We start from the raw sequence: 20,702 nt of genomic DNA on the forward strand, positions 1-20,702 counted from the left end.
TGCGGCTACGGCTGATGCGTCTTCGGATGCAAACACAGCGGCGCAGGCGAGCGCTTCGGCTGAGGGCAGCGCCTCAAGCACCGGCGGACATAAGTGGAACGGTGCGAAGGGATTGGCAGTGACAGGTGCCAATGGTGCGATGAGTATCACTGCCGCTCTTGCTGCGACTGTACTCGCTGCATTTGGGGGGCTCCTGGCCTTCACGGCGCGTCGCCGTAAGCGAGACGTCGAAGAAACGCCATTCAACAACTAGACCGGTTGTAAAAGCAGAGCGCGGGCTCGGACTATGGAGTCCGCGCTCTGCTTCCCCCGCGAAGTCCTTGTTTTTCTTTCTGGCGAGTAACTGATCCATGTCGCCACGTATAGATGGTTTCGCCAAGACGATGGCCAACAACATGATTTGTGGACACTGCTAAAAATATGAAATTCAGACGACGTCGTGCTTCGCTTACTGCCGCGATGCTCATTGCCCTTATAGGGGTGGGGGGTTGCTCTCTGCCCCACACTCAACCAGATTCGACGATAGCCCGAGAACCACATTGGGACTATGGCAAAACTGATGGGCCTGACAAGTGGTCGAGCCTTTCCAGCGACTTTTCAGCTTGTTCGGCAGGGAAGCAGGAGTCACCCATCGATCTCCCAGAAGCAGTTCCGACATCCACTGAGGGAGTCGCCCTTGAAATCGATAGCGCCACAAGGGGCACCGTGACCGATTCAGGGCATGCGATGCAGTTCACTGCAGAGATCAGCACAACAACGACAGTATTTGATAACAAGAGCTTTGGCTTCGTTCAAATGCATTCTCATATGCCGTCGGAGCATACAGTTGCTGGTGTTCATTCCGCCGCGGAATTTCACTTTGTTTTTCAGTCACAAGATAAGGAACACCTCGTCGTCAGCGTCTTTGCTAACGTTGGCCCTGCTTCAGAAGCCTGGGAGAATACAGCTCAGGCTTTTGAACAGGGCAATGAAACGCCCTTGTCAATCGATATCGCGGCTCTGATGCCTTCGAGTCTCAACTTCTATGGCTATGACGGTAGTTTGACAACGCCTCCCTGTACCGAAGACGTGAAATGGGCCGTGTTCTCTACCCCGATCACCATCTCACAAGAGCAACTTGACGATCTCGCGTCATTGCACTCTGGAAATGACCGCCCAACGCAGCCGCTTGAGGGTCGAACGATTCACGGTGGGCGACTGACAATACTCGGTGAGTGATTTCTTGAGTTGAATGGGCGACTTCACACCGCAAGCCCCTTGGAATCTGAACTGCAATTTTAGCGCGGTGCTGAATTGCCGGCGATTGAAGATCTCCGTGCGCACGGGAGGTCCGAGCCGACTGCAACCCTGGCTCGACCCCGCCTCAGCCGTTGAACTGATCCGGGTGCGGACCCGTGCGACCGTCGCGCTCCAGCCCGTCGATCGCCGCGAGATCTTCGCCCGACAGTGCGAACCCGAACACGTCAAAGTTCTCGGCGATGCGCGCGGGCGTCGTCGACTTCGGAATCACCACGCGGCCCTGCTGCAGGTGCCAGCGCAGCACGACCTGGGCGGGGGTCTTGCCGTGCCGGGCGGCGATGTCGAGAATCGCCGGATCTCGGAGCACGGCCCCTTGAGCGAGGGGGCTCCAGGCCTCGGTCGCGATCCCGCGCGCCGAGTTCGCGGCGACGACGGCGCGATTCTGCAGCGCCGGGTGCAGTTCGACCTGGTTCACGGAGGGCACGATGCCGTGCGCGCTTGCGATGCGGTCGAGATGATCCGGCTCGAAATTGGAGACGCCGATGGCCCGCACGCGACCTTCGGCGAGCAGCCGTTCGAGCGCGTGCCAGGTATCGGCGTAGGTGCCGCGCGCCGGCGTCGGCCAGTGAATGAGGTAGAGGTCGAGCGCGTCGAGGCCGAGTCGCTCGAGCGTCGCGTCGTAGGCGCGCAAGGCGGCGTCGGTGCCGTGGTCGTCGATCCAGACCTTCGAGGTGACGAACAGTTCGTCGCGGGCGATGCCCGACGCGGCGAGGGCCCGGCCGACGCCGACCTCGTTGCCGTAGATCGCGGCGGTGTCGATGCTGCGGTACCCGGTCTCGAGCGCCGCGGTGACGGCGGCGGTCGTCTCATCGTCGGGAACCTGGAAGACGCCGAAGCCGAGCTGCGGCATTTCGATGCCCGAGTTGAGGGTGATAGTGGGAATGGTCATGGGGTCTCCTGAAGTTGGGGTGGTGAGTTGCGAGTTCGCGAAACGATCAGCCGACGAGCGCCGGATCAGCGGGCGCAGCCGTGCTCGACGCGTTGGGCTGGGATCGGTCGGCCGAGCGCCGCGCGGCCGCTGCCGCCGCGATGATCACGACGAGTGCGATGGCGGTGAGAGCCGCGCCGATCCAGATGGGTGCGGTGTAGCCGAGGCCGAGCGTGATGCCGACGCCGCCTGCCCAGGCGCCGAGTGCGTTGCCGACGTTGAACGCGCCGATGTTGGCGCCCGATGCGAGGGTCGGCGCTCCACCGGCGTACTGCATGACGCGGCTTTGCAGGCCGGGCACGGTGCCGAATCCGAAGCCGCCCATCAGTACGAGAACCGCGATGGTTGCGGCCGGCGACGACGCGAGCATGCCGAAGAGCACGAGCACCACGGTGAGTGCGGCGATGAAACCGATCAGGCTGCCGTCGATCGACCGATCGGCGAGGCGACCGCCGGCCCAGTTGCCGACGACGAGCCCGAGGCCGAAGAGCACGAGCAGCCAGGGCACGGTCGAGCTCGCGAAGCCCGTCACCTCGGTGAGGGTGTAGGCGATGTAGGTGAATGCGCCGAACATGCCGCCGTAGCCGAGCACGGTGACGGCGAGCGAGAGCCAGACCTGGCCCGAGCGGAATGCTCCGAGCTCGGTGCGGAGGCTGACGGCCGGCGCGTGGTCGCGCGGTGCGCGGACGAGGATCGCGATTCCCGCGAAGGCGACGACCCCGATGGCCGAGATGATCCAGAACGTGGCTCTCCAGCCGAACTGCTGACCGATGAACGTGCCGAAAGGAACGCCGAACACATTCGCGGCGGTGAGGCCGGTGAACATGATCGCGATCGCCCTGGCCTGCTTGCCCGGCGCGACGAGGGAGGCCGCGACGACCGAACCGATGCCGAAGAAGGCGCCGTGGCTCAGCGCGGCGATGATGCGGCCGATCATGGCGAGCTCGTAGTCGCTCGCGAGGGCCGTGGTCGCGTTGCCGATGATGAAGAGCACGATGAGGCCGAGCAGCACGGGCTTGCGGGGCAGACGCGTGGTGGCGGCGGTCAGGCCGAGCGCGCCGACGACGACGGACAGTGCGTAGCCTGAGATGAGCCACCCGGCGGCCGCTTCCGAGACCCCGAAGTCGGTGGCGACCTCAGGGAGCAGGCCCATGATGACGAATTCGGTGAGCCCGATTCCGAATGCTCCAAGTGCGAGGGCGATGAGTCCCAATGGCATGTGGTGTTCCTGAGCTTTCCGAGTAAACTAGTTGCAGACGCGGGATATTGCGTCAGCGCAGATAATGATTGCACACGCAATTAATCGGCGCAAGCAACGAATGCGCTCGCGCTCCGTGCACGCTGCAGTGCGTGTCGGATCGCCTGTGCGCCGAGCACCGGGAGACATCATGGGCATTGCCGACGACGCCGTCGAAATTCGCGCGCACGGGTGGCGCACGCTCGCCGCGCTGCACACGCTAATCGAGGCCGAGCTGGAGCGCGCGCTCGCCGCAGCGGTTGAGCTCTCGGTGGTCGAGTACACCGTGCTCGACGCGCTCAATCGTCAAGACGGGTGGCACATGCGCATGCAGCAGCTCGCCCGGGCGACGGCCCTCAGCGCTAGCGCCACCACCCGCCTCGTCACGCGCCTCGAAGACCGCGGCTTGCTCACGCGCATTCTCTGCGCCGACGACCGCCGCGGCATCTACACCGAGCTCACCGCGGCCGGCCATCAGCTCTACGATCGAGCGCACCCGCTGCACGACGCAACACTCGAGCGGGCGCTCGCCGAGGCGTCTGAGCAGCCCGAACTCGCACCCGTCGTGCGGGCGCTGCAGGAGTCGCACGCGGGGGTTGCGCCGGTCGCCTGACCGTCGCACCAACCGTCGTGCGGGCGCCGCGCCGCCTGCTTGTCGCTGCCCGGTGGGTGGGGGCGGGGTTTGGCGTGCGCACTTTCTTCCGTCGCGCCGGAGAAATTCAGTCACGCGGGCGAAATCGCCGGTTTGGTGCCGCGCTGCGCAATTTCTCCTGCTCGACGGATGGCTCCACGGGTGGCCTCGGTGGCTCGGAGGAGCGGCGGGCATTGCCGCGAGCAAAATTGAGCCAAGCTCACTCAAGGCTGGCACAAAATGCGACAGGTGTTTCACAGGGGATTGGGAATGTGTGAGCACATGTGCACAAAATGCGATAAATTCGAACGGATTGTGCGCCATTGCGCCAATGTGCGGCGAAAACCAAAACTGGGCCGTTATCTTTGACCTATGCCCACCAGAACCGGTTGGGACGAGACGTTCCGAGGAGTCGCCGATGGCACCACATATTGAGGGCGCTGGCACGAAGCAGCAGCGCGGAATCGAGACCCGACTGGCGCTGCTCGAGGCATCGGGTCGCGTGTTTTCGCGGCTCACCTACGACCAGGCGAAGTTGAAAGACATTTCTGACGAGGCCGGCGCGAGCCAGGGCTCGATCTACTTCCACTTCGGCAACAAGTACGACATTGCCGAGGCGGTGCTCACCGTGCAGCAGGATCGCATGAGCGCACTTCTCGAAGAAGAGGTCAAAGTCGGCCGCGCGGCGTACGACACCATCATGGTGATGCTGCCGCGCCTCGCTGAGCTCATGGCGGGCGACACGCTCGTGCAGGCGGGCCTGCAGTTGGTCGACTCGCTTCCCGAAGAGCTCAAGGAGCACGGGCACAACTCGTACACCCGTTGGCAGCAGGCCACGCTCGAGTTGATCGAGCAGGGTGTGGCCGATGGGTCGATCACGACCACCGAGGCTCCCGAGCTGCTCGCGGAGATCATCACAGAGATCTACATCGGTGCGCAGATGATGTCGGGCATGGCCGACCGGTGGGCTTCCTTGCCCGCACGCATCGAACGTGCGCTGCCACTCGTGCAGCGGTTGCTGCGCCCCGCTCAGTAACGGCGAGCCGGGAGCGGCAAGCGACGCTCCGCTCCAAGTACGGCCTATCCGGCGGCGATGCGCGCCACCGCGCGCTCCCCGCGCGGCCCGTACAGGTGCAAGATCTCGACGGCGCGATCATCGGCCGGGCCGAACCAGTGTGGCGTCAGCGATGAGAATTCGGCGGTCTCTCCGGGGGCAACGCGATGCTCGACGTCGTCCAAGATGAGCCGCAGTGTGCCGGCGAGCACGTAGAGCCACGCGTGCCCGGCGTGCGAGCGCATCCGTACCTCCCGTGGTCCGAGTACCTGCTTGAAGACTCTGACGTTGCCCGGTGACTCGGTGAGCGGCACGATCACGCCGCCGCTCTGTGACCGCCGCGGCGAGAGGTGCACGCGCGCGTCGCCGGTCGCCGGCGCCGAGACCAGGTGGTCGAGGGCGATGGCGAATGCAGCGGCGAGCGGCAGCAGCAGGTCGAGCGTCGGCTGGCGGTGGCCGGTCTCGAGCCGCGAGAGTGCGCTGATCGAGAGCCCCGTGCGGGCGGCGAGCTCGGCGAGCGTCCAGTGCCGCGCGCGGCGCAGTTCGCGCACTCGGGGGCCGATTGCCGCGATGGTGTGGTCGACGTTGCAGTCCATGCAGATATTTTTGCAGAATCTGCAAAAACCCTCGGCGCGACGGCAGCGCCCGGGAGACACTGACTGCTGTTCGGTGCGTGATCGCGTGCCGTCGAGCCAGAAAGACCGGTACCGTCGATGACCGCGACCCGCACCCCACTGCCCACGTCCGCAGCAGCCACCACCAGCCGCCAACGCTGGACGATCCTGGCGATCTGCGCGTCAGCGCTCTTCCTGGTCGGTCTCGATACGACGATCGTGACGGTCGGGCTGCCCGCGATCGGCGCCGGGCTCGGGGTCGGGAGCGGCAGCCTCGCCTGGGTGGTCGACGCCTACACGGTGCCGTTCGCAAGCCTGCTCATGACGGCCGGGGCGCTGGCAGATCGGTTCGGCCGACGGCGCGTCTTCCAGATCGGGTTGCTCGTGTTCGGTGCGGCGTCGATCGTGTGTGCGTGCGTGTCGGAACCCGCGGCCCTCATCGCCGCGCGCGTGCTGCAGGGAGTGGGGGCGTCGATGCTCACCCCGGTGGCGCTGTCGATCGTGGTGCAGGTGATGACCGACCCGACCGAGCGCGCGCGGGCGATCGGAGTCTGGGGCTCGGTGTTCGGAGTGAGCATGGCCGCCGGGCCGCTCGTCGGCGGCGCGCTGATCGCCGCATTCGACTGGCGCGCAGTGTTCTGGATCAACGCCCCGATGATCGCCGTTGCGATGATCCTCGTCGCCATCTTCGTGCCTGAGTCGCGCGGACAGCGCGCCCGCAAACTCGATGTGCCAGGTCAGGTGCTGCTCATGCTCATGATCGGCACCGGCGTCGCATTGCTCATCGAGGGGCCGCGCGTGGGGTGGCTCCACCCCGGTGTGCTCGGCGGTGCGGTCGCACTCATCGCGCTGCTGGTGGCCTTCGTGCTGGTCGAACGCCGCACGGCGCAGCCGCTGATCGACCTCGCGCTGTTTCGTGTGCCGAGCTTCGTCGGAGCGGTCGTCGGAGCGATCGCGGTGTTCGTGGGCTTCAGCATCACCCTGCTGACGACGACGCTTCTGCTGCAGGAGTCATTCGGCTGGACCCCGCTCGCGGCCGGGGCGGCCTCGCTGCCGATGGCGATCGCCTCGACGGTGTGCGCGCCGGTCGCCGGGTATCTCGTGGGTCGCTCGGGTGCGCGTCTGCCCCTGGTGATCGCCGCGATCGCCCTGACGCTGGGTGGGGCGCTCTTTCTCGGCGTTGTGTGGGGCGTCGGCCCGGTGTGGTGGGCTCCGGCCTACCTGGCAGTGGGCATCGGGGTGGGGTTCGCGAACGCGCCGATCACGAACACTGCGGTGAACGGGCTTGCACCGGATCGCGCAGGCGTCGCGAGCGGCACCGCATCGACCGCGCGACAGGTCGGCACCGCGATCGGCATCGCGCTCGCGGCGAGCTTCGTCGCGCACGCCTCAGGGCCGCACCTCGTCGCAGCATCGCTGCCGGCATGGATCACCGTGGTGGCGTGCGGGCTCGTGCTGCTCGGCGTCGCCGGCACCGCGGCGCGATCACGACAGGAGTGAGTGTCGCGCCGGGCGTGCGCGAGGCGGGGTGAGTGGTCAGGCGGAGTGCACCTGCCACCCGAGAGCGGGCGCGATCTCGGTTGCGAGCAGCTCGATCGAGCGCAGCGTGAGCTCGTGGGTCGCATCGATCGAGTGCACCTGCGCGGTGACATCGGTCGCCTGCCCCAGAATCTCGTCGGCGCGCAGCGAGGCGATCACTTCGTCGGGAGTGCCCACCTGGGTGTCGGTGATGCGTGCGAGCTCCTCGATCGAGAGCGCATCCGCGTCGGCCCCGTGCATCTGCTGAGCGAGGCGGCGCAGCCCCGCGTCGGCGAGCTCGAGCGCGCGATCCCGATCTGCGGCGTCGACGACAAGGATGGTGCGTGATGCGAGCACGCGCTCGGGGGCTCCGTCGGGGAGTGCCGCGCGGTACGCATCAACGATGGGCTGCTGAATCTCGTGCAGCGGCGCATTCGGTCGCTCGGCCGTGCGCGGCTGAGTGCGCGACAGCATGAGCCCATCGCCCCGGCGCCCCGCACGCGCGGCGCCCTCGGCCGAGAAGGTGCCCTGCCAGATGCGACGTCCGAGGTTGCCGGCCGCCGGGTAGATGCGCGCATCGGTGCCGCGCACCCCGTCGCCCGCGAGCGCGGCGTCGAGCACGGCGAGGTGCTCGTCGAAGATCTCCCGGCGCCGTGCGAAGTCGTGACCGAACGGTGCGAACGAGCTCGGCGTGCCGCCCGAGGCGATGCCGAGCTGCACGCGCCCGCCGCTCAAGGCGTCGAGTACGGCTGCATCTTCGGCCACGCGCAGCGGGTCGTCGATGGGCAGTGTCACGACTCCGGTTCCGAGCTCGATGCGCGTCGTGCCGCGGGCCGCCGCCGCGAGGAGTACGAACGGCGACGGCAGGCCGCCCTCGTGCTCCCCGAAGTGGTGTTGCGCCACCCAGGCCGAGGCGAATCCGTGGGCCTCCGCCGCATCGATCTGCTCGAGCGCGAAGCGGTAGCGGTCTGCGGCCGAGACGGGTTCGAGCAGGCGGGTGAAGAGCCCGAGGCGGGCAGCGGTCATGATGCGACTCCTTGGGTGGCGATCCTGCGTCCAGGCTACTGGTGCGCCGAGTGTGCATGTCGCTCCATGACCTCGGGCGACCACGGCGCTCGGGCGACCTCGGCACGCACAGTGAGCCTGGCTCAGCCCGTGAGCGCGACTCAGCCCGCGAGCGCCGCGGTCGGCGGAGTGCGCGCGGCGCGCACCGCCGGGTACAGCCCGGCGACGGCGCCGATGGCGAGGGTCGAGCCGATCCCGACTGCGATGATGGCGGGGGAAATCGCTACCGGCCAGCCATTCGCGAACGCCATCACTGCGGTGACCCCCACACCGAGCACGGCGCCGAGGATGCCGCCCAGCAGTGAGAGCAGAAGCGACTCGGACAGGAACTGGCGGCGAATATGCGCACGCGTCGCGCCCAGTGCGCGCCGCAGCCCGATCTCGCGCTTACGCTCGAGCACCGAGATGATCATTGTGTTGGCCACGCCGATACCGCCCACCAGCAGAGCGATCGAGCCGAGCCCGACGAGCAAACCAGAGAATGCTTGGTCTGCTGCGTGCTTCGCCGCAAGTGCGTCGGACGGGCGAGAAACCTCGACCTCGGAAGGAGACTGCGGGTTGAGCGTTGGAGCGAGCTTCGACTGCACCTCTCCCACGACGGAGTCCTCAGAACGTTCGTACACAGTGGTCGGGCTGCCGTCGTAATCCAACAGGGAGGTGGCAACCGGTTCGCCGATGAGCGCTGCAGCGTCGAGCTCTGGTGCGAGGGCGACCGGCTCAAGGATGCCGACCACGGTGAACCACTGCTCACCGAGCCACACCTGCGTTCCCGGCGTTGTGACGCCGAGCCGCTCAGCCGCAGTCGTCCCCAGCACCACCGCGGGGTACTCAGCGGTCGCCGGATTCAGCCAATCACCCGAACGAACCTCTCCGCCGGTGACGTCGAGGAGTGAGAGATGCGACGCCAGAACGCTGATGCCGCTCGTCGCACCCGGGTCGGCGAGCTGATTGCGATACACGAATACACGATCGAGCAGCGCCGTGCTTCCCACCTCGTCCACACCTTCGATGAGGGCGACCCTGCCCACCGCATCTTTCGGCAGCGGCACGGGCTTGCCGGCGAAATCGGTGCCGGTTTGAGCCGTGAGCATGTTGGTACCCAGGGACGCGAGTTCATCGTTCAGCCGCGCTTGGCTCGATGCGGAGATGCCGACGACGGAGAGCATCGCGGCAATGCCGATGGCGATCCCGAGCGCCGAGAGTATTGCCCGCACCGGTCGGGCACGCAGCCCAGTCGAACCGAGGCGAAGTACATCTCGCCAGAGCAAACGGGAACGAGGTGGTGCGGAGCCCGGGGTCACGGTGTGCATGGGATCTCCTCGGATCTGGGATCGGTACGGGTATCTGCAACCACTTGGCCGTCGCGAATGGCGATCTGGCGTGGCAGTTCGGCGGCGAGTTCGGCGTCGTGTGTAATCACCACGACCGTGGTGCCCTGACGGTTGAGCTCGTAGAGCAGCTCGATGACCGCGGCTCCCGACGCGCTGTCGAGGTTGCCCGTGGGTTCGTCGGCGAGCAGCAGGGGCGGGCGGGCGACCACGGCGCGGGCAATGGCCACGCGCTGCCGTTCGCCGCCCGACATCTGGTGCGGCTTGTGATCGAGCCGGTGTGCGAGACCGACGCGCTCGAGCGCAATGCGGGCTGCAGCACGACGCTCGCGCATTGGTACACCTGAATAGAGCAGCCCGTCGGCGACGTTGTCGACCGCAGTGACACCCTCTGCGAGGTGGAACTGCTGGAAGACGAATCCGATGCGGGATCCCCGCACCGCAGACAACTCGACGTCGGAGAGGCGCTGCACGTCGAGCCCGTCGATGCGAGCCGACCCTGCGGTGGGGCGGTCGAGGGTGCCGATGAGATTCAGCAGCGTAGACTTGCCCGACCCGCTCGGGCCCACGATCGCAACGAGTTCACCCGTCTCGATCGTGAGAGTGACGCCGGCGCACGCGCGCACCGGGGGCTCCCCGTAACTACGTTCTACCCCATCGAGCTCGATGATGGCGTTCGTCGTCTGCCGGCTCATGACTCGGGCACCGTCACTGTGTCGCCCGCGGCGATGCCATCACCCGTGATCTCTACTCGTCCGCCGGCGAACAAACCGGTTTCGACGGGCACTTGCGCTGTGGTGCCGTCTGCATCGACACGTTCGACACCGAACCCCCCGTCGGGCAGTGCGAGCAGAGCGCTGACCGGCACCGACAAAACGTTCTCACGTCGCTCTGAGGGAAATTGCACCGTGACCATCGCCTCTTGCACCTCGCCTGCGGCGGCCGGGTCGTCGAGGGCGACGATGACGGGAATCACCGTCTTCTTCTCTCCCTGTGCGTCTTCGCGCTCGGTGGGCACGCCAACTGAGCGTACGGTGCCCGTGGCAGTCTCGCCGCCGGGCAACTCGATACTCACGGCCGCACCCACGGTCGCCAGTTTCTGATCGGAGAGCCCGAGGTCGACCAGAACTTGCTGTGCAAGGTCCGTGATTTTGAGCACGGGCTTCTCCGCCACTGCGGCCGAACCGACCGGAGCCGGCACGTCGGCGACGCGCACGTTGCCGGCTTCGAACACGACTTCACCGAGTGCGATCGTTCCGGTGCGTTTCTGATCCGTGGCGTCTTGCCACTCGCGAATCGATTCCCGGGTTACCCAGTCGAAGACCTCATCGGGTTCATCTCCGAAGTAGCCCATCGCCCGCAGGCTTTCTTCGAGTTGCAGTACGTCGGGGCCGCTCTGCATGCCGGTTGTGAACTCGCGCCAGGCGGGCGTTGATCCGTGCATCAGAAAGACGCGGTCGTTGTTCACCGCGTAGAGCGGCTGACCGAGGGCGACTTGGGCACCGGGCTCCGGTGCCCAAGTCAGTACTCCCACAAGGGTCGGGCTGAGCTCTCGCGGGGTGCCGTATCCCAACGAACCGGGGGCGCTGCTCGTGCCCTCGAGCGTGCCTTGCTCGACCTCGGCCGTTCCGGCGTCTGCCTGCTGCTGCTCCGGTGCGGGCGGCGCCGGGCGCATCGAAAGAGCCGCAGCAGCGCCACCGCCGACGAGCGCGAGGCCGAGGATCCATGCCACCACTATGACGATTCTGCGCTTCATGCGAGGTCTCCTTCAGATTGTGTGTGGGGTGGGATTCGGGTTAGTTGCCGCTTGCGGCGAGGCACTCGTCGATCACGTTCTGGGGCGCATCAGGGATCTGGCCTGCCTGCCCCGGCTGCGGATCGGCAACGTCGTAGCCCTTCTCGCGGTAGCACTGCGCCATCTTGCGCATCGCTTCGTTGTTCTCCTCCTCGCTGCCGGCATCACGTCCTGGTGCTGCCCCCACCTTCTCGGTGCACTCCTCGCTTGCCTTGATGTACGGGGCATCCGCAGAGATCGACATGCTCGACTCGGGGGTGTCAGGCACATCGATGCCTTTCTCGCGCATGCACTTCGCGAAGCCGAGGTACCACTTTTCGTACTCTCCCGATGCGTTCGGGCCCGAGCCGGTGCTGCTCGACGAGTTCGGGGTGTTGCTTGACGCATTTTCGTCGGCGGAGGGGCTGCAGCCCGCAAGGCCCGCGAGCAGCAGCGGAATGGCGGCGAGCGCAGCGATCTTGGCGAACTTCTTGGTGTGGTTCATCAGTGTCTCCTGTTCGTGTGGCCGCTCGGTGCGGCGGTGATGCCAGTTCACTCGAACACCCGATTTCGGTGCTCTATCGCCGGCGGATATGGTTTCGACACACCCCCACCGGCGAGAATGGGGCCATGCGCGTACTGGTGGTGGAAGACGAGGAGTTTCTGGCGGAGATGATCGCCGAGGGGCTGCGCGCCGCCGCGATTGCGGTTGACGTCGCCCACGACGGTCTTGCGGCGAAGCGGATGCTGCAACTCGGCGAGTACGACGTCGCCGTGCTCGATCGCGACCTCCCCGGGTTGCGCGGCGATGATGTCTGCCGGTGGATCATCGATGAGCGGTTGCTCACTCGCGTGCTCATGCTGACGGCGGCGACGTCCATTCAGGATCGCGTCGGCGGGCTCGCGCTCGGCGCCGACGACTATCTCTCGAAGCCGTTCGCGCACCAAGAGTTGCTCGCACGCGTGCTCGCGCTCGGGCGACGGGTGCACCCCGCGCAGCCGCCGACGCTGCGCCGCGGCGACGTCTCCGTCGACACGGTCGCACGATCTGCCGCCCGTGCCGGCAGGCAGCTGCAGCTCTCGCCCAAGGAGTTCGCGGTGCTCGAGGCACTCGCTCGCGCCGACGGCGGGGTGGTGAGCAACGAAGACCTTATCGAGCAGGTGTGGGAGTCGGGCACCAGCTACGACACCAACGCCGTGCGCATCACGATGAGCAAGCTGCGCAAGAAGCTCGGCGAACCCGCAGTCATCGAAACCGTGCCCGCGGTTGGGTACCGCATGGTGGTCGACGAGGAGCCATCGTGAAACGGGTGCGAGGGGCCGCCTTCGGCGAACGCGGCAAGCTCACCCTTGTCTACGGCGGGCTGCTGATCGCCGTCTGCGCGATCCTCGTCGTCTCGATGTACGTAGTCTTCCGCTCATCGCTCCCCGATGCGATCTTCGTCGCGCTCGATGATCCCGCTGGATCCGTTGCGCTGATCGACCCCTCAGAGTCGGCGGCGGCGCAACCGTTGCCGACCGACAGCGACGAGGTGCTCGGCACCGGGCCGGGGGAGTTCTCGGCGACGCGAGACATTTCGGGGGTCGCCACGCAAGCCGTGCTCAATCAGTACCTCATCACCGCGATCGCGCTGCTCGTGGTGCTCGGCGCGCTCTCGATGTGGCTCGCCTGGTGGCTCGCCGGGCGCGTGCTCAAGCCCGTCGGCCAGATGGCGAGCGCCGCCCGCTCGATGGCGGTCACCGACCTCTCGCGTCGCATCGAGCTCGACGCCCCGCCCGGCGAGTTGAAGCAGCTCGCCGATACCTTCGACGAACTACTCGACCGCATCGACACGCTCGTCGGGTCGCAGCAGCGCTTCGTCGCGAATGCCGCGCACGAACTGCGCACGCAGCTCGCCGTGCAGCGCAGTGCCGCCGAGATCGGGCTCGCCGACCCGACGCCCGAGAAGGTGGCGCGTATCCGCGAGAAGCTGATCCACGCCGCGGTCGACAACGAGCAGCTGCTCGAAGGGTTGCTGCTGCTCGCCTCGAGCGATCAAGGTTTGCAGCACGAGAAGCCCGTGCCGCTTGACGAAGTGGTGCGCGGCGTGGCCGCTGAGGCTGCTCCGCTCGCCGCCGATCGCGGCATCGCGCTGACGGTATCCGCCCCCGCGGGCCCGACGCAGGTGGTCGGTGACGCTGTGCTGCTGAAGCACCTCGCGCGCAACCTCGTCGAGAACGCGATCTCCTACAACCGGGAGGTCGACGGGTCGGTGTCGGTGACGCTGGTGCCGGCCGGATCGACGACCGCCGGCGCATCACTTGTGGTTTCGAACACGGGTGCCGAGATCGACCCCGCGCTCGTGGAGGGCCTCTTCGAGCCGTTCCGTCGACTGCATCCGCGCCAGCACCGCCCCGGCGAGGGTGCGGGGCTCGGGCTCGCGATCGTCGCGTCGATCACTCGAGCGCATCGCGCGACCGTCTCCGCACGCGCCCTCCCGGGCGGGGGTCTCGAAGTGAAAGTGAAATTTCCCAACCTGAGTTCGTAGACGGTCGGCGTTACCATTGCCATATCCAAATTTCACTGACATAAGTTCGAGAAGGGTGTGCCATGCCGGTTCCCGTCCCCCTGACGCCGACGAAGAAACGACGCACCCTGCGCGGCAAGGCGTACGACTCGCTGAAGGCGGCGATTCTCGACGGCACGTTTACGCCCGGGGAGCGTCTTGACGATGCGGCGCTGCAGGAGTGGCTCGGTGTGTCTCGCACCCCGATTCGCGAATCCATCGCGCTGCTTACCGCTGCAGGGCTGATCGAAACCGAGGCGCAGCGTCACACCCGAGTGGTGCTGCCCGACCCGGATCTCGCGATCGAAGAGATTCAGGCGGTCGGCGCGCTCTCGGCCGGAGTCATCGGACTCGTCGTGCCCGTGATCGATCGCGAGGCGCGAGCACACCTGCAGAGCCGAATCGGCGAGGTCGGCCGGGCGGCGGCGTCCGAAGACGCGGATCGAACAATACCTGCACTGCAGCGGCTGCACGAGATGCTCGTTGAGCTCTGCCCGAACGCGACCCTGCGCCGCATCGTCGGTGAGTCGGTCATCTCGCTGGGATTTCACCTCAGCATCACGGTCACCGGGCAGCTCATCGAGTGGGAGCGCCTGCGCGACACCGCTGCCGCGCTGAGCGATGCGATCGACATGCGCGACGCGGTTGCCGCGCAGCGACTCATCGAACAGATGCACTTCATCGCGGTCGAGTAGCGCTTGCTCGGCACCGACCCGGCTGATGCGCTGCCTACTGCGCGCCGAGTGCGGCGAGCAGCGTGATGGTGACCGGGTGGTTGTTCGCGGCTGCGAGTGCGAGCGCGGTCTGGCCGTTGGTGTCGGGTGTTGAAATGGCAGCGCCGGCGCGCAGCGCGAGCGCCGTGAGATCGGGGTCGCCGGTCGAGGCGGCCCGGAAGAGCATCGCCTGCGCTTCGGCGCCCGGAATCGGGGAGTGAATGGCGCGCGCGATGAGCGACGCCTGACGGCCGAGCCTGTACTGCTCGGCGAGCATCGAGGGGGTCTGGCCGGTGTTGCCGGTCGCGATGCTGAGGTCGGCACCTGCAGCGATGAGCACGCGCGCCGTGTCTTGGTACTGCTGCACCTGATCGGGCTTCGCGTAAATGAGCGCTTCGTGCAGGGCGACGTAGCCGTAGTTGTTGATGTGGTCGATGCTGATGCCCTGCTGAATGAGGGTGCCGACGACGGTGGTGTGCCCGCGCTCCGCCGCGCGAATGAGCCCGGTGCCGTGGTACGAATCGAGACTCGCGAGGTCTGCGCCGTGCGCCAGCGTCAGCGCGAGCAGATCGTCGTACCCCTCGCTCGTCGCGATCAGGTAGGCGCTCTGCACGGTCTCGTCTTGCGCGTTCACATCGGCGCCGGCGGTGATCAGGTCGGTTGCCTCGGCGACGTCGTTGGCCCACGCCGCTGCGATGAGACGGGTGTTCAGTTCAGCGGTGCTGAGGCCCTGCAGGTCTGCGCGTACCTCGGGTGCGGGGTCGGGGGTGGGTTCGGGTGCAGCAGTCGAGGTCGCGGGCGGGGTGCTCGTTTCGCTCGTGGGAGTCGGATCAACCAGAGCCTCGGGCTCGGGGGCGCACCCCGAGAGGGCGATCGCGGCAATCGCGGCTGCGGCGATCGTGGAGGTGAGGCGGGCGGGGAATCGGCTGGGAGCAGGCATGATTCCACGGTAGAAACCCCGGGAGCGAGGTGCGTCAACCGATCGGTTGAACTGCGATCGTGCAAGGAGCAGGCCGCTCCCCGACGTCAGCCCGGAATGCAGGCGCCGGTCGAGACGGGCGAGGTGGCCGAGTCGAGCGTGGCGAGCACCGGCAGCAGCTCGGCGACGGTCATCGCGTATCCCACGTTCTCGCGCTGCGTATCGCGCGCGAAGACGACACCCGCGACCCCGCCCTCGGCAGTGAGCAGCGGGCCCCCCGAGTTGCCGGGGCGCACATTTGCCGAGAGCACGTGAATCGAACGCGGCGACGTGCTCGAGTTGTAGATATCGGCGATCGGAGCGTCGCGCGTCGCCAGCACGCCGGCCGCCACGGTCGTGAACGGCCCGCCGTAGGGGTAGCCCTCGACGGCGCCGGCACTGCCGGGAACCAACGTGTCATCGATGGGCAGCGGCGCGGCATCGACGTCGACGGCGATGACGGCGAGGTCGTCGATGGGATCGAAGTACACGACCTGCCCGTCTCGGGCGGGTTCCCCCGGCAGTTCGACCAGCGGGGTGTCGACGCCGGCGACGACGTGCGCGTTCGTGACCACGCGATCCTCCGCGACGACGAACCCCGTGCCGGTCGGCATCGTCGAGCACCCGTACGCGACGCCTGAAATGCGCGCGACCGACTGCGCGGCCTGCGCGAGCGCGGGGTCATCGGTGTCGATGGCGGCGACGTCGGGGGAGACGCCGAGGTCGCCATCGAGCAGGGCATCGACGGTCGGGATCACCGTGTCGTCGAGCACCGCAGCCTGCAAGCGTGCGGCCGCGTCAGTCAGGGGTGCCGGCGTCCACTGCTGCAGTGTGCGCAGCACCGATGAAGACGCGACTGCCGAAGACACCACGGGTACCCCCGACGAGGCGATGCCGGCGCCGATCAGCGAGACCGCGACGACCGATGCGACGAGGCCGAGCGCCCCACCGAGCAGGCGTTCGGCGAAGCGGAGCTTGAGGCGATCCGCACCGCGCCTGAACCACGACCCGACCAGCGACCCGAGCCCGGCCCCGACCGCGAGCAGCAGCACCGCTGAGCCGACTACGGCCGCACTGCGCCACGCGTTCTCGGGGATCTCGCGCGCAATGATGGGCAGTAGCCAGGGCGACAGCGCGGCCCCGACGACGAGCCCGGCGAGCGCGCCGAGCACCGAGAAGAAGCCGGAGCGGAAGCCCGAGATCGTGGCAGCGATCAGCACCACCAGCATGATGATGTCAGCGATCGGAAGCATCGGGTCTCCTGGGCGGTCGTGCACGGGCCCGCCGCCCGGTGCTTCCCGGAACTGTAGCGAGCGGGCCTGGGAGGGCGGCGCAGGCTCGATGTGAGAACGTCGGTCTTCCGGGAGGAAGCTGACTACACCGCCCGGCTGCGGAACGAGCGCAGGCGCAGGCTGTTGCCCACCACGAAGACGCTCGAGAATGCCATGGCTGCCCCGGCGAGCATCGGGTTCAGCAGACCGAGTGCGGCGAGCGGAATCGCGGCGACGTTGTAGGCGAAGGCCCAGAACAGGTTGACCTTGATCGTAGAAAGCGTGCGCCGCGAGAGCCGAATCGCGTCGGCCGCGCTGCGCAGGTCGCCGCGCACGAGCGTGATGTCGGAGGCCTCGATCGCGGCGTCCGTGCCCGTGCCCATGGCGAGCCCGAGATCGGCCTGCGCGAGCGCTGCCGAATCGTTGACGCCGTCGCCCACCATCGCCACAACCCGACCCTCGCGTTGCAGCCGCGAGATCACGTCGGCCTTGTCTCGCGGCAGCACTTCGGCGATCACCTCGGTGATGCCCACTTCGGCGGCGATCTGTTCGGCCACCGTGCGGTGGTCGCCGGTGAGCAGCATCGGCGTGAGGCCGAGATCGGTGAGCTGGCGGATCGCCTCGGCGCTCGTCGGCTTCACCGCGTCGGCAACGGAGAGGACGCCGCGCACCTCGCCGTCCCATGCCACGAGCACGGCGGTGCGGCCGGCGCTCTCGGCAGTCGCCATCGCCTCGACGAGTGTCGCATCGGGGGTGATTGCCCAGCTCTCCATGAGCGCGCGCCGACCGACGAGCACTGCGTGCCCGTCGACGACGCCGCTGACGCCGAGGCCCTCCAGGTTCTGGAAACCCTCGACGGGCGGGAGCACTGCCCCGAGCTCGGACGTCGCACCGGCCGCGATGGCCTGGGCGATCGGGTGCTCTGAGGCATCTTCGAGCGCGCCGGCGAGGCGCAGCAGCTCGGCGCGATCGGTGCCCGCGCCGGGGATGACGTCGGCGAGTGACATGCGACCGGTGGTCACCGTGCCGGTCTTGTCGAGCACGACGGTGTCGACGCGGCGGGTCGACTCGAGCACCTCGGGGCCGGTGATGAGCACGCCGATCTGCGCCCCGCGCCCGGTGCCGACGAGCAGCGCCGTCGGGGTGGCGAGCCCCAGCGCGCACGGGCAGGCGATGATGAGCACCGCAACGGCGGCCGTGAACGCGCTCGCCGCCGGGAAACCGAGCGCGAACCAGGTCACGAGCGTGCCGATCGCGATGACGAGCACGATGGGTACGAAGACGCCCGAGATGCGATCGGCCAGACGCTGCACCTCGGCCTTGCCCGACTGCGCGTCTTCGACCAGGCGGGCCATCTGTGCGAGCTGCGTGTCCGAGCCGACGCGCGTGGCGCGCACGACGAGGCGACCGCTCGTGTTCACGGTTGCGCCGGTCACGGTGTCGCCCGGGGCCGCCTCGACGGGTACGGATTCGCCGGTGAGCATGGAGGCGTCGATCGCGGAGTGACCCGAAACGATGACGCCGTCGGTGGCGATCTTCTCGCCGGGGCGCACCACGAAGGTGTCGCCGACGGCGAGGTCGCCGATGCCGATGGAGGTCTCGACGCCATCGCGCAGCAGGGCGACGTCTTTCGCGCCGAGCTCGAGCAGGGCCCGCAGCGCGGCGCCGGCTTGGCGCTTCGAGCGCTGTTCGAAGTAGCGGCCCGCGAGCAGAAACATCGTGACCCCGGCCGCGACCTCGAGGTAGATGTTGTTCGCCCCGTCGCTCGGCTGCACGGTGAATTCGAACGCGTGCACCATGCCGGGCATGCCCGCCATGCCGAAGAAGAGCGCGTAGAGCGACCACAGGTAGGCGGCTGACGTGCCGACCGACACCAGGGTGTCCATGGTGGCGGCGCCGTGGCGCAGGTTGATCCAGGCGGCGCGGTGGAACGGCCAGGCACCCCAGACGATGACGGGCGAGGCGAGCGCGAGCGATGCCCACTGCCAGTAGGTGAACTGCAGAGCAGGAATCATGGCGAGCAGGATCACCGGGACCGACAGCACAATCGCGCCGATGAGTCGGTGGCGCAGCGCCGTGAGTTCGGGGTCTGGCTGCTCGGCGGACTGTTCAGCGGATTCGGGGGCCGGCGGCTTCGGGAGTGCTGCGGTGTAGCCGGTCTTCTCGACTTCGGCGATGAGCAGCGCGGGATCGAAGTCCGCGGGCACCTGTACGCGAGCCTTCTCGGTGGCGTAGTTGACCGTCGCCTCGACCCCGTCGAGCTTGTTCAGCTTCTTCTCGATGCGCATGGCGCAGGATGCGCAGGTCATGCCCCCGATCTCGAGTTCGTAGGGGTGCGTGGTCGACGGCATGATCAGGCCGCCTGCGCGGTGTACCCGGCCTCTTCGACGGCGGCGAGCACTGCGGCTGCATCGACGGGGCCTTCGGTGGTGGTGACGGCGAGGTGTCCGGTGGATGCGCTGACGGTGACCTCAGTGACCCCGGTGATTTCGGAGACCTCGGATCGCACCGCGCGCTCACAGTGCCCGCAGGTCATGCCGGTGACGGTGAATTCGGTGGTGGTCATGAGTGTCGCCCTTCGCTGTGGTGCACGATGGAGGTGTTCCATCGCTGCCACCATATACCCATGGGGGGTATCTTTCAAGGGGTCGCGATGCTCTGGCTGTTGACCTGGGGTCTGGGTAAAGGTGGTGATTGGCGTGGCTCATGCGCGCCGAGATTTGGCGGCGATCTGAGTGGGAGCCCTTTTTCGCGGGCGATAAGGAAAAACGCACCCTTATTAATATTTTTGTGTTTTAGGGTTCTTGTGCTTTAGTCTGGCGTTCCTGATTCAATCAACAATGGCCAATGGCGGCCAGGTAGGAAATCTCAATGTCGAGAATTCGATCTGTAATCGCAGGTTCCGCAGCTACTGCGACTTTGGTGCTGAGCAGCTTTACACCGGCATTTGCCCAAGCGGAGCTCGACCTGACATCGGTCGAAGATGTCACCACGCTGGTTGAGGCTGCTGAATTCGCAGCGCTGGGTGAGAACCACGTCGACGCGGAGGGGCAACTCGAAATCGTTGACGCTGATGACGTTCACGAAGTCGGGGAAATCACGATGTCGCCGGAGGAGACGACTGGTGACACTGTGTACACGGCCCAGACTCTTGACGAGACGAGCACCCGATTCACCGCAGTACTTACCGATGGCTCTGAGACCCCATCCTGGGGCTTCGACGGGGCCGACCTGTTTGTCTTGCCTGACGGGCGTGTGTCCATCGCTGATTCCGAGGGCAACTTCCTCGGAGGCATTGATGCTCCGTGGGCGGTCGATGCGAATGGAAACGAGGTGGCGACGAGTTACCGCGTCGAAGGTGATCGACTGATTCAGGACGTCGACGTCACAGAAAGTACGGCTTTTCCGGTCGTCGCTGACCCTCGAGTGCAGGTGTTCCCGGGGTACTACAAGATCATCTTCAACAAGTCAGAGTCAATCACTGTGACAAGCACCGTCGGAGCTTGCGCAACACTTCTGAGCAAGTCAAAGCACCCGGCAGGAAAGGCGTTCTCGATTGGCTGCGGAACACTTGCTGCAATTAGCGCTGCAAACCTTGCGGGAGGCAAATGTTTGACTGCTCATATCGTTGCGGTTCCCCCTGCAATTGGTGGATGGTGGCCGACGTTTCCGAAGTGCTAAGTCCGCTTGAATGACTCGTGTGAAAGGCACCTGATGATCCTGTTCGGTTTTCTACTGGGAATGATCTGCGGAGCAACATCTCGAT

Annotated in this window: 20 protein-coding genes; 8 read left to right on the forward strand and 12 right to left on the reverse strand. The window is 66.8% G+C overall.

What is annotated here, in order from left to right; genetic code table 11:
* The first annotated feature begins 459 nt into the window (after positions 1-459).
* On the forward strand, positions 460-1,218 hold the full coding sequence (locus CH42_RS16085) for a carbonic anhydrase (RefSeq protein ID WP_075205391.1): 759 nt from the start codon (positions 460-462) through the stop codon (positions 1,216-1,218).
* Positions 1,219-1,363: 145 nt separating this feature from the next.
* Here CH42_RS16085 and CH42_RS13000 read toward each other — a convergent pair whose 3' ends face one another.
* On the reverse strand, positions 1,364-2,188 hold the full coding sequence (locus tag CH42_RS13000) for an aldo/keto reductase (protein ID WP_053353642.1): 825 nt from the start codon (positions 2,186-2,188) through the stop codon (positions 1,364-1,366).
* A 46-nt stretch (positions 2,189-2,234) separates the two neighbouring features.
* Positions 2,235-3,446, reverse strand: a complete 1,212-nt coding sequence (locus CH42_RS13005) for an MFS transporter (protein WP_053353643.1) — start codon at positions 3,444-3,446, stop codon at positions 2,235-2,237.
* Between the two features lie 169 nt (positions 3,447-3,615).
* Between CH42_RS13005 and CH42_RS13010 the strand changes: the two genes are divergently transcribed.
* Together CH42_RS13010 and CH42_RS13015 are read left to right on the forward strand one after the other, a co-directional pair.
* The gene (locus CH42_RS13010; protein ID WP_053353751.1) at positions 3,616-4,077 is read left to right on the forward strand and encodes a MarR family winged helix-turn-helix transcriptional regulator; all 462 of its coding nucleotides are present in this window, start codon (positions 3,616-3,618) and stop codon (positions 4,075-4,077) included.
* Between the two features lie 436 nt (positions 4,078-4,513).
* Complete coding sequence (locus CH42_RS13015) at positions 4,514-5,131, forward strand: TetR/AcrR family transcriptional regulator (protein ID WP_053353644.1); 618 nt, start codon at positions 4,514-4,516, stop codon at positions 5,129-5,131.
* Between the two features lie 44 nt (positions 5,132-5,175).
* Here the strand turns inward: CH42_RS13015 and CH42_RS13020 are convergent, their stop codons facing one another.
* Positions 5,176-5,745, reverse strand: a complete 570-nt coding sequence (locus CH42_RS13020; RefSeq protein WP_053353645.1) for a helix-turn-helix domain-containing protein — start codon at positions 5,743-5,745, stop codon at positions 5,176-5,178.
* A 117-nt stretch (positions 5,746-5,862) separates the two neighbouring features.
* Here CH42_RS13020 and CH42_RS13025 point away from each other — a divergent pair, with 117 nt between their 5' ends.
* Complete coding sequence (locus CH42_RS13025; protein WP_053353646.1) at positions 5,863-7,263, forward strand: DHA2 family efflux MFS transporter permease subunit; 1,401 nt, start codon at positions 5,863-5,865, stop codon at positions 7,261-7,263.
* Positions 7,264-7,299: 36 nt separating this feature from the next.
* Here CH42_RS13025 and CH42_RS13030 read toward each other — a convergent pair whose 3' ends face one another.
* The 5 genes from CH42_RS13030 to CH42_RS13050 form a co-directional block, all read right to left on the reverse strand.
* Entirely contained in the window at positions 7,300-8,307 is a 1,008-nt protein-coding gene (locus tag CH42_RS13030) for a putative FMN-dependent luciferase-like monooxygenase (RefSeq protein WP_053353647.1), read from the reverse strand.
* A 140-nt stretch (positions 8,308-8,447) separates the two neighbouring features.
* A complete protein-coding gene (locus CH42_RS13035) occupies positions 8,448-9,656 on the reverse strand; it encodes an ABC transporter permease (protein ID WP_053353648.1) in 1,209 nt (402 codons plus the stop codon).
* Positions 9,644-10,369 carry an ABC transporter ATP-binding protein gene (locus CH42_RS13040; RefSeq protein WP_053353649.1) on the reverse strand — a complete coding sequence of 242 codons (726 nt, stop codon included), beginning with the start codon at positions 10,367-10,369 and terminating at the stop codon, positions 9,644-9,646. The genes CH42_RS13035 and CH42_RS13040 overlap by 13 nt, the downstream gene beginning before the upstream one ends.
* Positions 10,366-11,430 carry a peptidoglycan-binding protein gene (locus tag CH42_RS13045; RefSeq protein WP_075205392.1) on the reverse strand — a complete coding sequence of 355 codons (1,065 nt, stop codon included), beginning with the start codon at positions 11,428-11,430 and terminating at the stop codon, positions 10,366-10,368. The genes CH42_RS13040 and CH42_RS13045 overlap by 4 nt, the downstream gene beginning before the upstream one ends.
* A 40-nt stretch (positions 11,431-11,470) precedes the next feature.
* Positions 11,471-11,953, reverse strand: a complete 483-nt coding sequence (locus CH42_RS13050; RefSeq protein ID WP_053353651.1) for a hypothetical protein — start codon at positions 11,951-11,953, stop codon at positions 11,471-11,473.
* 125 nt (positions 11,954-12,078) lie between these two features.
* On the opposite strand from CH42_RS13050, the gene CH42_RS13055 reads away from it, so the two are divergent.
* From CH42_RS13055 to CH42_RS16615, 3 genes are all read left to right on the forward strand, one after another.
* A complete protein-coding gene (locus tag CH42_RS13055) occupies positions 12,079-12,753 on the forward strand; it encodes a response regulator transcription factor (RefSeq protein ID WP_053353652.1) in 675 nt (224 codons plus the stop codon).
* Positions 12,750-13,976: a sensor histidine kinase gene (locus CH42_RS13060; protein WP_204374551.1), complete on the forward strand. Its 1,227-nt coding sequence runs from the start codon at positions 12,750-12,752 to the stop codon at positions 13,974-13,976. Before CH42_RS13055 ends, CH42_RS13060 begins: the two co-directional genes overlap by 4 nt.
* Positions 13,977-14,038: 62 nt before the next feature.
* Positions 14,039-14,689, forward strand: coding sequence for a GntR family transcriptional regulator (locus tag CH42_RS16615; RefSeq protein ID WP_053353653.1), 651 nt, complete (start codon positions 14,039-14,041; stop codon positions 14,687-14,689).
* A 34-nt stretch (positions 14,690-14,723) separates the two neighbouring features.
* Here CH42_RS16615 and CH42_RS13070 read toward each other — a convergent pair whose 3' ends face one another.
* The 4 genes from CH42_RS13070 to CH42_RS13085 all read right to left on the reverse strand — a co-directional run bounded on the left by CH42_RS13070 (position 14,724) and on the right by CH42_RS13085 (position 19,502).
* Positions 14,724-15,647: an ankyrin repeat domain-containing protein gene (locus tag CH42_RS13070; protein WP_053353654.1), complete on the reverse strand. Its 924-nt coding sequence runs from the start codon at positions 15,645-15,647 to the stop codon at positions 14,724-14,726.
* Positions 15,648-15,733: 86 nt separating this feature from the next.
* On the reverse strand, positions 15,734-16,918 hold the full coding sequence (locus CH42_RS13075) for a MarP family serine protease (protein ID WP_053353655.1): 1,185 nt from the start codon (positions 16,916-16,918) through the stop codon (positions 15,734-15,736).
* A 122-nt stretch (positions 16,919-17,040) separates the two neighbouring features.
* Positions 17,041-19,287: a heavy metal translocating P-type ATPase gene (locus CH42_RS13080; protein WP_053353656.1), complete on the reverse strand. Its 2,247-nt coding sequence runs from the start codon at positions 19,285-19,287 to the stop codon at positions 17,041-17,043.
* A 2-nt stretch (positions 19,288-19,289) separates the two neighbouring features.
* Entirely contained in the window at positions 19,290-19,502 is a 213-nt protein-coding gene (locus CH42_RS13085) for a heavy-metal-associated domain-containing protein (RefSeq protein ID WP_053353657.1), read from the reverse strand.
* 305 nt (positions 19,503-19,807) lie between these two features.
* Here CH42_RS13085 and CH42_RS13090 point away from each other — a divergent pair, with 305 nt between their 5' ends.
* Positions 19,808-20,617, forward strand: a complete 810-nt coding sequence (locus CH42_RS13090) for a hypothetical protein (RefSeq protein ID WP_156322564.1) — start codon at positions 19,808-19,810, stop codon at positions 20,615-20,617.
* Positions 20,618-20,702 lie beyond the last annotated feature (85 nt).

This window comes from Leucobacter musarum subsp. musarum (assembly GCF_001273845.1).
Lineage (GTDB): Bacteria > Actinomycetota > Actinomycetes > Actinomycetales > Microbacteriaceae > Leucobacter > Leucobacter musarum.